16 protein-coding genes and 2 tRNA genes are annotated in these 13,401 nt (G+C 60.3%); 10 read left to right on the top strand and 8 right to left on the bottom strand.

Features of this window, described 5'->3' with window-relative positions; genetic code table 11:
- Nucleotides 1-2: 2 nt before the first annotated feature.
- Together purK and purE are read right to left on the bottom strand one after the other, a co-directional pair.
- A complete protein-coding gene (purK, locus tag VGG22_11245) occupies nt 3-1,157 on the bottom strand; it encodes a 5-(carboxyamino)imidazole ribonucleotide synthase (GenBank protein HEY1728940.1) in 1,155 nt (384 codons plus the stop codon).
- On the bottom strand, nt 1,154-1,645 hold the full coding sequence (gene purE, locus VGG22_11240; GenBank protein ID HEY1728939.1) for a 5-(carboxyamino)imidazole ribonucleotide mutase: 492 nt from the start codon (nt 1,643-1,645) through the stop codon (nt 1,154-1,156). Before purE ends, purK begins: the two co-directional genes overlap by 4 nt.
- An 11-nt stretch (nt 1,646-1,656) precedes the next feature.
- Here purE and VGG22_11235 point away from each other — a divergent pair, with 11 nt between their 5' ends.
- The 3 genes from VGG22_11235 to VGG22_11225 are packed head-to-tail and all read left to right on the top strand — an operon-like array spanning nt 1,657 to nt 4,484.
- Nucleotides 1,657-2,826 carry a hypothetical protein gene (locus VGG22_11235; protein HEY1728938.1) on the top strand — a complete coding sequence of 390 codons (1,170 nt, stop codon included), beginning with the start codon at nt 1,657-1,659 and terminating at the stop codon, nt 2,824-2,826.
- Nucleotides 2,823-3,902 (top strand): SDR family NAD(P)-dependent oxidoreductase, encoded by a 1,080-nt coding sequence (locus VGG22_11230; GenBank protein HEY1728937.1) that lies wholly within the window; start codon nt 2,823-2,825, stop codon nt 3,900-3,902. The genes VGG22_11235 and VGG22_11230 overlap by 4 nt, the downstream gene beginning before the upstream one ends.
- Before the next feature lie 36 nt (nt 3,903-3,938).
- On the top strand, nt 3,939-4,484 hold the full coding sequence (locus VGG22_11225) for a hypothetical protein (GenBank protein ID HEY1728936.1): 546 nt from the start codon (nt 3,939-3,941) through the stop codon (nt 4,482-4,484).
- Between the two features lie 82 nt (nt 4,485-4,566).
- On the opposite strand, the gene VGG22_11220 is transcribed toward VGG22_11225, so the two are convergent.
- The gene (locus tag VGG22_11220) at nt 4,567-5,361 is read right to left on the bottom strand and encodes a M48 family metalloprotease (GenBank protein HEY1728935.1); all 795 of its coding nucleotides are present in this window, start codon (nt 5,359-5,361) and stop codon (nt 4,567-4,569) included.
- A 48-nt stretch (nt 5,362-5,409) separates the two neighbouring features.
- Here VGG22_11220 and VGG22_11215 point away from each other — a divergent pair, with 48 nt between their 5' ends.
- Nucleotides 5,410-7,119 (top strand): protease pro-enzyme activation domain-containing protein, encoded by a 1,710-nt coding sequence (locus VGG22_11215; protein HEY1728934.1) that lies wholly within the window; start codon nt 5,410-5,412, stop codon nt 7,117-7,119.
- On the opposite strand, the gene VGG22_11210 is transcribed toward VGG22_11215, so the two are convergent.
- Nucleotides 7,120-8,064, bottom strand: coding sequence for a 3-keto-5-aminohexanoate cleavage protein (locus VGG22_11210; GenBank protein ID HEY1728933.1), 945 nt, complete (start codon nt 8,062-8,064; stop codon nt 7,120-7,122).
- A gap of 99 nt (nt 8,065-8,163) precedes the next feature.
- Here VGG22_11210 and VGG22_11205 point away from each other — a divergent pair, with 99 nt between their 5' ends.
- From VGG22_11205 to VGG22_11185, 5 genes are all read left to right on the top strand, one after another.
- A complete protein-coding gene (locus tag VGG22_11205) occupies nt 8,164-8,490 on the top strand; it encodes an NIPSNAP family protein (protein HEY1728932.1) in 327 nt (108 codons plus the stop codon).
- Between the two features lie 52 nt (nt 8,491-8,542).
- Nucleotides 8,543-8,618: transfer RNA gene (locus VGG22_11200), tRNA-Ala, on the top strand.
- A gap of 24 nt (nt 8,619-8,642) precedes the next feature.
- A complete protein-coding gene (locus tag VGG22_11195) occupies nt 8,643-9,110 on the top strand; it encodes a CAP domain-containing protein (protein ID HEY1728931.1) in 468 nt (155 codons plus the stop codon).
- Nucleotides 9,111-9,136: 26 nt separating this feature from the next.
- A complete protein-coding gene (locus VGG22_11190; GenBank protein ID HEY1728930.1) occupies nt 9,137-9,481 on the top strand; it encodes a hypothetical protein in 345 nt (114 codons plus the stop codon).
- A gap of 70 nt (nt 9,482-9,551) precedes the next feature.
- Complete coding sequence (locus VGG22_11185; GenBank protein HEY1728929.1) at nt 9,552-10,862, top strand: cupin domain-containing protein; 1,311 nt, start codon at nt 9,552-9,554, stop codon at nt 10,860-10,862.
- On the opposite strand, the gene VGG22_11180 is transcribed toward VGG22_11185, so the two are convergent.
- Nucleotides 10,859-11,605 carry an HAD-IIB family hydrolase gene (locus VGG22_11180; GenBank protein ID HEY1728928.1) on the bottom strand — a complete coding sequence of 249 codons (747 nt, stop codon included), beginning with the start codon at nt 11,603-11,605 and terminating at the stop codon, nt 10,859-10,861. The two genes, VGG22_11185 and VGG22_11180, sit on opposite strands and share 4 nt — an antisense overlap.
- A 33-nt stretch (nt 11,606-11,638) precedes the next feature.
- Between VGG22_11180 and VGG22_11175 the strand changes: the two genes are divergently transcribed.
- Nucleotides 11,639-12,112 carry a cupin domain-containing protein gene (locus VGG22_11175; GenBank protein HEY1728927.1) on the top strand — a complete coding sequence of 158 codons (474 nt, stop codon included), beginning with the start codon at nt 11,639-11,641 and terminating at the stop codon, nt 12,110-12,112.
- Nucleotides 12,113-12,115: 3 nt separating this feature from the next.
- On the opposite strand, the gene VGG22_11170 is transcribed toward VGG22_11175, so the two are convergent.
- The 3 genes from VGG22_11170 to VGG22_11160 form a co-directional block, all read right to left on the bottom strand.
- Entirely contained in the window at nt 12,116-12,595 is a 480-nt protein-coding gene (locus VGG22_11170) for a YbhB/YbcL family Raf kinase inhibitor-like protein (GenBank protein HEY1728926.1), read from the bottom strand.
- Nucleotides 12,596-12,608: 13 nt separating this feature from the next.
- Nucleotides 12,609-12,682, bottom strand: a tRNA-Arg gene (locus VGG22_11165).
- The gene (locus VGG22_11160) at nt 12,673-13,377 is read right to left on the bottom strand and encodes an acetate uptake transporter (GenBank protein HEY1728925.1); all 705 of its coding nucleotides are present in this window, start codon (nt 13,375-13,377) and stop codon (nt 12,673-12,675) included. Before VGG22_11160 ends, VGG22_11165 begins: the two co-directional genes overlap by 10 nt.
- Nucleotides 13,378-13,401 lie beyond the last annotated feature (24 nt).

Here is a 13,401-nt window from a genome sequence, read left to right as displayed (position 1 = left end):
GATCATACGGCGATCCCTTGACGGCGATCGCTCCATCGCAAGTGCGTGCGCGCTCGTTCCGCGACGGCGAGCGCTGCTGCTACGTCGGAAGAGAGGACCGTGAAGTGGCCCATCTTGCGGCGCAACGCCGCGTGAGCCTTACCATAAAGATGCAGCTTGAGATCGCGTTCGCGCAGGACGATGTCGATTCCGTCCAGCTGATCGCCGCTGCCCGCGCCGAGTATATTTACCATCACCGCAGCCGGCGCCAACATGTGCGGCTCGACCAGCGGCAGATCGCAGATCGCGCGGATGTGGGCTTCGTGCTGCGAGATTTGCGTTGCATCGAGCGAGTAGTGCCCGCTGTTGTGCACGCGCGGTGCAATCTCGTTGACGAGCAGCTCACCGCTCTCGCTCCAAAAGAATTCAACGGCAAAGGCGCCGGTAATGCCGAGCGCGCGGCCGATCGTAATCGCGATCTCACGGACGCGCTGGGCATCGCGCGCCGGTACGCGTGCCGGGACGATCGTCGTCGAGAGCACGCCGTGATCGTGGATGTTTTCGGTAACCGGAAAGGTGACGATCTCATCGCGAATGTTACGGGCCGCGATGATCGCCAGCTCGCGATCGAAGGGAATCATGCGCTCGAAAATCAGCGGCGCGCCCTTGCTAGCAACGAGCGCGGCGCGGCCTTGTTCGCTCGAACGCGCGACCCATTGGCCTTTCCCGTCGTAGCCGCCGGTCGTTGTCTTGAGAACTGCCGGATACCCAATCGTCTTTTCGGCGAAGGCAAGCTCGCTCTCGTTCGCGACCGGTGCGAAATCGGCGGTCGAGACACCGTTCTTGCGCAAGAACGTCTTTTCCAAAATACGATCTTGCGTCGCGCGCAATACGCTTGCATCGGGACGCACGAGGCGGCGATCGTTTTCGAGCGCTTCAACCGCTTCGCGCGGGATATTCTCGAATTCGTACGTGATGACATCGGATCGCGCACCGAGCTCGCCGATTGCGCGCAGGTCGTCGTACGCCGCGACGATCTGCTCGTCAGCGACTTGTCCGCACGGTGAATTCGGAAGCGGCTCGAGCGTGATCACGCGATAGCCCATCCGCTTGGCTTCGAGAGTCAGCATGCGGCCGAGCTGGCCGCCACCGAGAATTCCAATCGTTCCGAAGCTCACAGCGTCGTGTTTTCGACTTCGCGCTTTGTCGATTCGATACGCGCTGCGATACGCTTCGCAAGCTCGGCATCATCGAGCGCAAGAATTCGGGCAGCGTACAAGGCTGCGTTCGCCGCACCACCGATTGCCATCGTCGCAACCGGGACTCCGGAGGGCATTTGTGCGATCGAGAGCAGCGAGTCGAGTCCTTTGAGCGAGCGCGATTCGACCGGAACGCCGATTACCGGTAATATCGTCTTGGTTGCGACCATCCCCGGAAGGTGCGCTGCACCGCCCGCACCGGCGATGATGACCTTCAGCCCGCGCGTCGCGGCACTCGAGGCATACTCGAACATGAGGTCCGGCGTCCTGTGCGCGGAGACGACCTTCATTTCGAAGCTGACGCCGAGTTCTTGCAGCGTGGTCGCTGCAGCGCGCATCGTCTCCAAATCGGATCGACTCCCCATAATGATGCCGACGCGCGGAGGACCATCGCGATGGGAATCCATACCCCAGGAGTATGCCGCCGTTTCGTCTTGGAATCAACTATTGGCCGGCTCGCACCGCAATGTCGATGTGGACGCATTTCGATCCGGATACGCTCGAAGAGGATTTTTCGCGCATTTCGGCCGCCGGTTTACAGAGCGTGCGCTTCTTCTTGATGTGGGAGACCTTCCAACCCGACGAAGATCGCATAGATCGCGACTCGCTCGCCAAGATGGAGCGGCTCCTCGAGCTTCTGGCCGCGCACCGTCTGCGTGGGATGCCCACGCTCTTTTGCGGCCACATGAGCGGCGTCAATTGGCTACCGCGCTGGACGCTCGACCGTGGGAGCCCGTCGGTGCGTTTTCGCACAATTGCGAACGGCAAAGTCGAGCCGTGGGGAATCGGCGACATGTACGCTCGCGGACCGTTGCTGGATGCGCAACGTTTCGCCGTTCGCACAATCGGCGCGCACTTTCGCGGAAACGAAACGATAGAGGCTTGGGATCTCGGCAACGAGTTCAGCAACCTTCGGACGCCTACGACGATCGCCGACGGCTTGAGCTGGAGTGACATGCTGACGCACGAGCTGCGGCGCGCTTCCGCACTTCCGGTGACCGGCGGACTCCATGGCGAAGACGTCGAGCAAGATCGTAATATTCGTCCGTCGGCGATGTGCGCGCCATGGGATTTTGCGACGATGCACGGCTACTCGGCCTATGCGACGTTTGCGCGTGACCGCCTCGATCCCGAAGTCATGCCGTTCTACTACGAGCTAATGGCGTCGTTCAGCAACAAGCGCGTGTTGGTCAGCGAGTTCGGAAATCCGGAATGTCCCGAGGGACCGAATCTTTCAGGACATCCTTGCTTGAACGAGGCGGAAATGGCGGCATATGCGACCGCCGTTATCGAACGTCTTCAAAAGCGCGGAGCGCTGGGCGCATATTGGTGGTGCTACACCGATTACGACCAAAGGCTACGGGACACGCCGCCCTTCGATCGAGCGCCGCACGAATTTCGCTTCGGCGCGTGGCGTGCGGACGGCTCGCCGAAGCCCGTCGTCGAAGCGCTCGCACGTTTTGCACGCGCCGAATCCGACGTCGCCTCCGCGCCGCAACCGGAGCTGATTGAATCGGATTACTACGCACCGCCGATGGACGTGAAGGCGGCCTATGCAAATCACTTGAGATTGGTCGGTGCGACGTGACTACGATCCTTATAACAGGGGCATCTTCCGGAATCGGCCGTGCCCTTGCGCTGCGTGCGGTACGGGCCGGATTGTGCGTGGTCGGCGTCGGTCGCGATGCTACGCGGCTCGGTGAGCTCACCGGCGTCGCTACGCTGGTTGCAGACGTCGGCGAGGCCGGCGCGGCCAAACGGATCGTCTCCTTTGCGCTCGAGAAATGCGGACGAATCGATGTGCTCGTCAACAATGCCGGAGAAGCATCGGCCGGAGCGCTCGTCGAGCAAACGGATGAGGCGCTGAGACGCCAATTTGCAACGCATGTCACGGGGCCAATAGCGCTGGTGCGTGAAGCGCTTCCCGCGTTGCAAGCAGCGCGCGGTCACGTCGTAATGGTCGGCTCTGGTGTCGCGCGTGTCCCCGTCGATGGACTTGGGGCGTATTCTCCGGCGAAAGCCGCGCTGCGCTCAGCGACCTCGCTCCTGCGCCGCGAATTGCAACGCTTCGGCGTCGCCGTGACGTACGTCGATCCCGGTGTCGTCGATACCCCGTTCATGGAACGCGCAGGTCTCGCCGGCGCACCGAAACCGATGCGCGTCTCGCCCGAAGTTGTAGCGCGCAAGATTTGGAGCGCACTCGCGAAACGCCCGCGCGAGCTCAACGCAGTTCCGTGGCAGACTGCCGCAGTCGCGCTCGGCGAGCATTTCCCGCGCGTCACGGACGCATTCTTGTCTCGCACCGCACATCTCGTCGGCACACAGAACGCTCCGCAAGCGAGCCCGCCCCCTAGTGTCATCCCGAGCGTAGCACCCTCGCCGAGCGAGGGTGCGGAGTCGAGGGACAGCGACCCACTCGAGTCGGCACTCGAACCACATGCGCGCCGCATGGAGCGCTCAGGTCTTCGCATACAATTCGTTCGCGAGCTGCTCGTTCCGGGCGCGCAGCTCGAAGCCGGCGAGATCGCGATGCGTTGGGCGGGCATGCCGAACAAACACGAACGCGCCCTGACTGTCGAGGTCTTGCAAGCACTCGAAGTGGCGGGTTATCTCGAGCATTCGGGCGACGACGCCTGGACCGTAAAGGCGCCGACTACGTTTTGATATTGGCGATTCTTGGAACAAGCGTCGTCAATGCTAGTGAATTCATGGCCCGTTAATTGGAGTGCCGCTTGGGTCGGTGCACTCACATCTCTTGCCGTTTCCGTCGTGCTCGGCCTTGTCGCGACGGTTATAGGCGCAAGCGCAGCTCATCCGCTTACGTCGTTTCATAAGGTCGCGCTCATCGATTTGATCGCCGTTGTCGTTGCGGGATTCTTCGCGTTTCTCGCCGGCGGCTGGGTCGCCGGAAAGATCGCGGGATATAGTCATTCCGAACCATCGATTTTGCACGCCGCTATCGGCTGGCTGATCGCGCTGCCGCTAATGCTGCTCGCACTTGCGGCCGGCGCGGGTCAGGCGTTCGGTGGTTGGTACGGCGGTTTGATCGGTGCATCGCCGCTGGTTGCAGCTGCCACGTCGGCGACGACAGCGCCCGACGTCGTACGCAATAGCGCGCTCGCAGCGCTGACCAGCATTCTGATCGGACTCATCGGATCGGTCATCGGCGGCTGGCTTGCAAGCGGCGAACCGATGACGTTCACGCACTATCGCACTCGCACTTCGATTGAACGGAGACCGGTCTAGATGATTCTCATTCTGTTATGGCTGCTCGGCATGCCACTCGGCATCATCATCATCCTGTGGCTACTCGGAGTCGGTCACTAAGCTACCAGTAGACTTCGTCGATCGCTTCCGTATCTTTGAACTTGCCGAAGAGTTCCGGATTCTGTTTGAAGTGCTCTTTGAGACCGGCGATGCGCGTCGCATCGAGCGGATGATTTTGTAGCCAGGACGTTTGTCCCGGCCCAAACTCGCGGGTCATCTTTTCGAAAAACCAGACCATACCCCACGGATTGAGCACTCCGCTCTGCGCTTCGATTTCGGAGCCGACCATGTCGGCTTGCGACTCAATGTGACGCGTAACGTTTGCGTCGACGCCGGCGATGGCCATTTGGCCCGCGTAGTCGGCTCCTTCCGAAGCCAGAATTCCACCGATGCCCGGAACGATGATGCTCGTCAAGATCGTCCCAATCGTCGCAATGACGCTCATCGTCTGAAGCTTGGCCATGTTCTTGGCGACATGGTGTTCGATCATGTGCCCGGATTCGTGCGCGATCACGCCGCCGAGCTCATCGCGATTTGAAGCCAAGCGGAGCAGTGGTTCGTTGACGTAGATCATGCCGCCCGGAACGGAAAACGCATTGGGCGAATCGCCTTTTACGATATAAAAGCGCAGCGGGTACTCATACCGCTTTCCAACGGTAGCCGCGATGATTTGGCCGATTTCGTTTAAATGCTCGTAGTAAGGCGAGTCGAAGAGGAGATCACCCGAATCTCGCAGGTCTTCATAAACTTCTCGACCGATTTCTGCTTCGTCTAATGCCTCGGCCGGCCGCGCCGTCGTTAATTGCGACGCTGCAACAGCGCATGTGAGGCATCCCAGAAAGGCTGAACGTTGCATCGCTTCTCCCCGCGGGCGTCTCTCATTCGCTGGAGCATCGTCGTACTCATGGCGGCTGCCCTCGTGCAACGCGGCGGCGCCGCGCCGACGCAGTATACGCCTCCGCTCGCCCGCCTTGCCGGGATGCACCGTCTTCCCACGCTCGACGCTGCCGCAAAGTTGCACGTCGAAATCGAGCTGACGCCTAAGGACTCTTCGCTCGACACCTTTGCGGTCTCCGTCGGCGATCCGTCCGCACCGGAATTTCATCGTTTTCTCAGCCGCAACGAGTTCACGCTGCGGTTCGGCCGCTCGAGCGCGGAGACTGACGCGCTCGCGAAATTTTTGAACGACAACGGCGCCGAGGACGTCTATGTTTCCTCGAATCGCCTCGTCGTCGGCGGAACGCTGAGCATCGCGAATGCAGAACGCGCCTTCCACACGACGTACGCAACCTTCCAGAATGGCCCACGTATTGCCGTCGCGCCGACGACGGCGATCACGCTCCCGGTCGGGGGAATCCGTATGGTGCGCGGCATCGTAACCGGCTTCTCGCCGCACCTCGCTCAGGCAAACACGGGTGCCGCGAGCGATTTCCGCGGAGCCTGGTATGAGCCTGATCGTTTCGCCGGCGCGTACAATACGCTGGACGGCGCGGGCGCGCACCTCGTACTGATCGAGGAGGCGGCGGATCGGTATGATCCCGCAGACGTTGAGCTTTTTCTGAAGAGTCACGGCGCACCCAAAGGCGCCAGCATGGACAACATTCACACGACGGTTGTCGTCAACAAGCGACCCGAGAATACGGTCTGCGAGCGCGACGATCGCGGACAGGAAGCGACGCTCGACATTGACTCGGTTCTTACGATCGCGCCGCTGGCTCACATCGAAGTGCGCTACGACGACCTCTGCACGCCCGGCAACGACGGTTCACTCGCACTGCAGCGCGCGCTCGATGATCCGGCGACGAATGAAATCGTCTTCCCATTTGCGATTGCGCCGGTGTTGGACAATGTTGCTGCCGATTTTGGACCTACGCCGATCCCATATCTCGAAGCCGCCGCAATCGGCGTACCCATTCTCGTGCCGTCCGGCGACGACGGTCAATTCGGAACGAAGCTTCCGGGACAGACGCAACCGGCGGTTACCTATCCCTGCGTCCTATCGATCGTCATTTGCGTCGGCGGGACGCAAATCGGTGAACGGCGCACGGGCGGTCCGATCGATGAGGGTCCCTGGAACGACGGGCTCCATGCGAGCGGCGGCGGCGTCTCAACCGAGCCGCGTCCTGCTTGGCAGAACGCGCAAAGCGAATTCGAGCTTGGACCGCAAGAAGTCAAGAACCGTATCGTCCCTGACATTTCGGCAGATGCATCCGGTCACATCCGCGTGTTCTGGCACAAATACGGAAGCGGCGGCATCGGTGGAACGAGCGAGAGCGTAGCGATCGCGGGCGCGCAGATCGCAGCCATCAACGCAAAACTCATCAGCCAGAAACAGTTGATCGTACCTGCCGATCTCTACTTGCTTGCCGCGAAGGCCCCGCAGGCGTTCCGCGACATCACGCGCGATAACGACCGTGGCTTTAAAGACAACAATCTCCGCAATCCACCCAAACCGTTGCCGCTCAAATACAAGGGCATCATTCCGACGCCGGAACCGATCGTCTACGGATGTCCCGGCATCGGACCACGCGGTTGCGAGGTCAAACGCGGCTTCGACGCGGTCACCGGTATCGGCACGCTGCTCGGGCAGCAAGCCTACGACGCGCTGAAGTAGTTAGCGCGCTCCGACCGCGGTGCGCGTGCGCCCGCGCAAGCCGAGCATCTTGCGTGCTTCATCCGGCGTCGCGATTTCAAGCGATTGCTCTTCGAGAATTCGGCGAATCTTGCGAACCTGATCGGCATTGCCTTCGGCGAGTTGACCGGGCCCGAGCCAAATCGAGTCCTCGAGTCCGACGCGAACGTTGCCGCCCATTACCGCGCCCATCGTCGCCATGTTCATCTGATGGCGTCCCGCAGCAAGAATCGACCACTGATAATCGTTGCCGAAAAGCTTGTTCGCAATGCGGCGCATGTGGACGAGATTTTCAGGATCGGCGCCGATGCCGCCGAGAATTCCGAAGATCGTTTGCACGAAGAATGGTGGCTTGACGAGACCGCGCTCGACGAAGTGCGCGAGATTGTAGAGATGACCGACGTCGTAGCATTCAAATTCGAAGCGCACGCCATGCTCGTCGCCGAGCGTCTTGAGTAGCCGCTCGATATCGGCGAACGTATTCTTGAAAATTCCCGCGCGCGAGGCTTCGAGATACTGCGGCTCCCACTCGTACTTCCAGGTCTTGTATTTCGGGATCAGATGATAGAGTCCGAAATTCATCGAGCCCATGTTGCACGAGCACATCTCTGGCTTGAGCGCGAGCGGTCCGGCAAGCCGATCCTCGAGCGTCATCGTTTGGCTGCCGCCGGTCGTAATGTTAATGACGGCGTCGGTCGCGTCCATGATCTTGGGGACGAACTGCTTGAAGACTTCCGGATCCGGAGTCGGACGGCCGTCGCGCGGATCGCGCGCGTGCAAGTGGAGGATCGCAGCACCCGCCTCTGATGCAGCAATCGCATCGCTTGCGATCTGCTCGGGCGTGATGGGGAGATGCGGCGTCATCGTGGGCGTGTGAATCGAGCCTGTTACCGCACAGGTGATGATGACTTTGCGCGCGTCTGCCATGTTCGTTCCTCCGGGAAAACCAGTATCACGAAGCATCGCAGGCATCTCCTGCCTGAGTGCTCAAAGGCGCGGGACACGCACACCAATTGGAGGTTTCAAGTGCTCTACGAGCTGCGCATCTACCACTGCGCACCAATGCGTCTTCCCGATCTCGTCAAACGCTTTGAAACGTACACGCTGCCGCTTTGGGAAAAGCACGGCATCAAGCAAGCCGGTTTTTGGACGACCTACATCGGACCGTCGAATCACGACTTGTACTATCTCTTGCAATGGGAGTCGCTTGCCGAGCGCCAGAAAAAATGGGACGCATTCATGAGCGACCCGGATTGGATCGCGAAGCGTGCGGAGACCGAGAAGAACGGCCCGATCGTCGCCTATCTCGAGAGCATGATCCTCACACCGACGGCGTTTTCAGCCGTTAAATAAAAAAGGCATTGACGGGGAGGCTAAGAACCGGTATCCTCCTCGTCGGCCTCGTGGGGGTGTAGCTCAGCTGGTAGAGCGCTTGCTTCGCATGTAAGAGGTCAGGAGTTCGAGTCTCCTCACCTCCACCACGTTTTAGAGCCTGACAAACGTTGATGCTTGCCATTTTTTTGCTGACGCTCTGGCCTGTGCCGGCATCGCCGATTCCGCTCGCATTTCCGGACGAGCACGCACCGATCGTCGCCGAGCAAGAAGCGCGTGACCTTGAGCGCGCCGTCAATGCCGACCGCGAGCGTCAACATCTCCCGCCGCTGCACACGGACGAGCGATTACGTGCAATGGCCCTCGACTGGGCGCTGCATATGGCGAATCAACATTTTTTCGGACACGTCGATCCTGAAGGCCGAGGTCTGCTCGACCGGGTGCACGACGCAAAATACAAATATCATTTTGTGGCCGAGAATATTGCGCTCGATCGCGATGCCATTACCGCCGATATCGGTCTGATGAACAGTCCAGAACACGCCGCAAACATCCTCAGCAAGGATGCGCGAAAGGTCGGCGTCGCCGCCGTCAACATCGCGCCGCGGGAAACGATCTACGTCGAGGACTTCAGCGACTGAGGAGTTCGGCACGATTCATCATCTTCTTGATCCTCGCCGTCGCGTTTTATCTTGCGGCGCTCAGCGATTTTGTGTACGTGCTCGCATCACCGCCCGATCTCGATTGGCACACCGCGTTGCGTAAGGTCGAAAGCGTAATCGCATTTGCGGTTGTCGGACTCGCCGCGGCATGGTGGCTCGCAGGCCGGCGTCACGTCACGCTGATCCTGATTCTTGGAATGGCTGCATATAGCGCGCTGATCGAAATCGGGCAATCCTACACCGGCTCGCCCGAAGGTTGGCGATTGCACATCCTCGATGTTGCCTGCGGGGCACTCGGCGGCTATATCGCTAGCCTTATCGCACAAGCTTTACGGTTGCGCGAGGGCTAAGAAGCGCGGGCCACGGGAGAGGCCCCCGCACAAGGCCAAGTCTCGATGACCCATGATTTCTAGCGAACGAGTGCCACTCGTCCAAGCGGCCGGGAACGAGCTGCGGGCTTTGCTTGCGCCCGTGACGCCGCAAGAATTCGTGCACGACTATTGGGGCAAGAAGCCGCTGTTCGTCAAAGGCTCTAAAGACAAATACAAAGGCTTCTTTGATGCGGCGATGTTCAGCCGTGCGCTGACCGCACCGGGAGCCGTTGCGCCCGACTTCTTGCGAGCCAGCTTCGATCGCAAAACCGAAGCCGGCACATCCGCGATGCCGAACACGCCGACCGAACATCGCTCGAGCGCCTTTCGCGCAAATCTCGATCAAGCCGTCGCGCTCTTCGACGCGGGTGCGACCCTGTGCGTCTCGCAGATCGAAACGCGCGCCGTTTCGCTCGCGCCGTTCGTTGCGGCAATTAAACGTCAGCTCGGCTATCCGTGCCGCGTTTCGTTCAATGCGTATCTCTCACCGCCGGGCTCCGGCTACAATTGGCATTTCGATAGCCGCATTGCGAGCACGCTGCAAATCGAAGGCACGAAGACGTGGCGCTACTCGAACAGGCCGGCGATGCCGTGGCCGCGCGCCAACGGCAGCATTCGCGCCGACGGCGTCGCACAATACGCGGATCCCAACGTCACCGCGCAAGCGTGGGAACGCCTCGAGCCGTTCGACGAGAAAGACACGACCGAAGTGCTGCTCGAACCGGGCGATCTCTTGATTCTGCCCGCAGGCATTTGGCACGAAGCCTGCGGCGGCACCGGTGGTTCGCTCGCGCTCAATCTCGCATTCACGCCGATTTCGCATACCGCATTGATTAGCAGCGTGCTCGATCTCTTGCTCACGCCAAGCGCCGAGTGGCGCAGCCCGATGCCGCTCTTGCAAGGCGAAACTCCCGGCGAGCCCGATGCGCAAGGCCTCGCAGCGCTTTCCGCTCAGCTGGCGCGCGCGGCAAAAGCGCTCGAATCACTCAGCGGTGATTCCGCTGCCGTCGTGCGCATTTGGCAATCGATGGTGCGCGCCGCAATTCCGGCCGCGATGGTCGTTGCGCCACCAACTGTTTCGCCGACGCCGGTTTCACCCACGCAGCGCCTGCGCGTCGTTAACAACGTCCACGCGATGCTGGCCGATGGCGGCACGCGTTTGTTTCTAACGGTCGGCGCGAACGGCGAGCTCGAGCTGAACGGTCCCTCCGTCGGGTTCGTGCAGCGAATACTTGCCGAGCGCGAATTCACCGCCGGCGATTGTCTGGGATGGAACAGCAACGGCCAGTCGTTTGCGTGGAACGACGTTCAGCTGCTGCTAACGAACCTCAAGCGTGAGGATTTGATCCGCGAAGTCTAGTGCAGGCAGTCGACGACTGTCTCGATCACGCGCTTCGTTTCTTCCGGATCTCGGACTTGCACGCAATCGGTGCCGGTCGAGCGCACCGGATAATCGTTGCCGCCCGGGAAGAGCGCGTCGCCGACGTAGAGCATCTCGCTAAAGGGCATGCTCAACACGTCACGCAGCTTGCCCATCCCGTAGGCTTTGTCGATTCCCGGCAAGGTCACGTCAATCGACGTCGATCCGCCGAGCGCAACCGAAAATTCCGGAATCATCTTGTCGAGGAGCAGCTTGATCTTCTTGCGCTTCTCGAAATCGGGATCCCACGTTTTCTTGGCGTCCAGCGGGGCTTGTTGCCCGAGTGCAGAGTACGTAATCTGACTGCCGCGATCTTCGATCCGCTCGCCCCACGTTTCCTTAGGTTGGAAGCCCGTTTCCGAAATGGCTTGCTCGAGCGAGGAAACGATTTTCTTTTTCTGATCCGGCGAAAGATCTTCCGAGTATAGCTTCTCCCACGTCCCGCTCTTGTACTCAAAGAATTTCGTCCCACATGTCGGGAGTAAATAGAAATTATCCAGCTTGCCGCTGGAGGGTAAACGCCCGAGGACTTGCTTTTCGAACTGCGGCCAATCGCCGCCTGAGATGATCGAGACTTTGGCGACATTGGACAGCGCGGCCAGTAATTTTGCCATCTCGTCATCGAGAGCGGACTTGCTCTGCGCAAGAGTACCATCGAGATCGAAGACCACGAGCTTTTTCATGGGGAGTGCTTCTTTGCTCGCGAAGGTTGCCCTATGGACGACGCAGCCAAGATCATCGCAGACCTCGGCTTGATTCCGCACCCCGAGGGCGGCTGGTACGCGGAGACATATCGCAGCGCGCTAACGGTGCACGCGCACGGCGCGTCGCGCAGTGCCTTGACCAATGTGTATTTCCTCCTAGATGGAACGACGTTTTCCGCATATCATCGTCTCGACGCCGATGAAACGTGGCATTTCTACCGCGGCAATGACGTAACGATCTCGATCATCGATGCCGACGGCGTCTTAGAAGAGCGCCGTCTTGGTCCTGACGGTCCGTGGCAAACAACGGTCGTCGCAGGTTCGTTCTTTGCCGCAAGTCTCACGCGTCAAACCGGGTACGGACTCGTCGGCTGCAGCGTTGCGCCGGGATTTCAATTCGCCGGATTCGAGCTTCCGAAACGCGACGCGCTGATCGCGCGCTTTCCGCAACACGAGACGTCGATTCGCCGCTTTACGCGCGGCTAGATTCTAGATCCCGAAGAGTCCGGTGATTTGTGCGCGCGCGATGATGTGCCCGCGTAGTGCCGGTTCGACGGCAGCACCGTTCGGAATGCTGACGTGCGCAACGTTCAATGCGTAGACCGTGAAGACGTAGCGATGCGGTTTTCCCGGCGGCGGACACGGCCCGTCGTAGTTGGCATCACCGAAGTCGTTCTTGCCGAAGGTACCCGCAGTCATCGAGCCGGGGGAACCGCTGCCGGCCACGAGTCCGCGAACCCCGGACTGAATGTTGTACGCGATCCAGTGCCACCAGCCACCCGCGTGCGGCGCATCCGGATCGAAGACGGTGAGAACGAAGCTGAGCGTGCTGGGCGGCGCACCTGACCAACGCAACGTCGGCGAGACATTTGCGCCGCCGCATCCCGGATAGGCATTCCTCTTCGGCAGGGTCGAGTTCGGCAAGAAATCGGCCTGCAGGCCCATTGCTAGAATGAAGGCAGCAATCATATTCACACATTATCGCGGTCGGAGGGACTCGAACCCCCAACCTACAGGTTCGAAGCCTGGTGCTCTATCCAATTGAGCTACGACCGCGCGGACCAATCCTTAGGGAAACTTCCAAGGGTGATAAGGTTCCGTTGGTGCGTACTATTAATTACCACGGCGGTCCCTGCATAGAACGCAATCAGCGCGGCCAAGAATAAAAAGTAGCCGCCTGCGTGACCCAAAGCCGGCGACAAGCCCATGTATTGCAATCCTGGAAGCACGTAGCCCGGGACGAGTGCCCATACGAGTGCGAGATACGTCGGGTTCATGCGAATGGCGGCAAATCCCAGCACCATCGAAATGTAGCCCATGCACAACAGTCCGACGCCAAGCAAGATATCGTTGTCGGAGTTTGCCTGCGGTATAATGCCAAGCGCCTGCATCCAGATGAAGACGGCGATCAGCACGTTGTTGGCGCCGTTCGACCCGAAGGCGGTCGCCGCAAACGTGTTGCCCTTGGCGAGTGCAAAGAGTCCGGCAACGAACTGACCGCCGCCCGCGAAGATCAAAACGGCGGGGACGGCTGCGATGAACGAACCGGTCGACAGAATGCCGCTCAAGACGAAGCCGAGCACGATCGTTCCGAGGCCGAACCCGAAAAGTCCGAGCGGAGCCGGGTCGGCGATAAGGACTTGATGCCGTTCCTCGATGCTGCGCAGCTCACCGGCCGAAAGGCTGGGCGATTCAACCGGACCTGCCTTGGTCCAAATCTCGTCCAACTTCTGCTTCACGGAGCGATGCATGCTGAGTTCTTCCCAACAATAACG

The sequence above is a fragment of the Candidatus Baltobacteraceae bacterium genome (genome assembly GCA_036489885.1).
Classification (GTDB): domain Bacteria; phylum Vulcanimicrobiota; class Vulcanimicrobiia; order Vulcanimicrobiales; family Vulcanimicrobiaceae; genus JAFAMS01.
The sequence above is the reverse complement of the archived record's forward strand: the minus strand, read 5'-3'. Positions and strand labels throughout refer to the sequence as shown.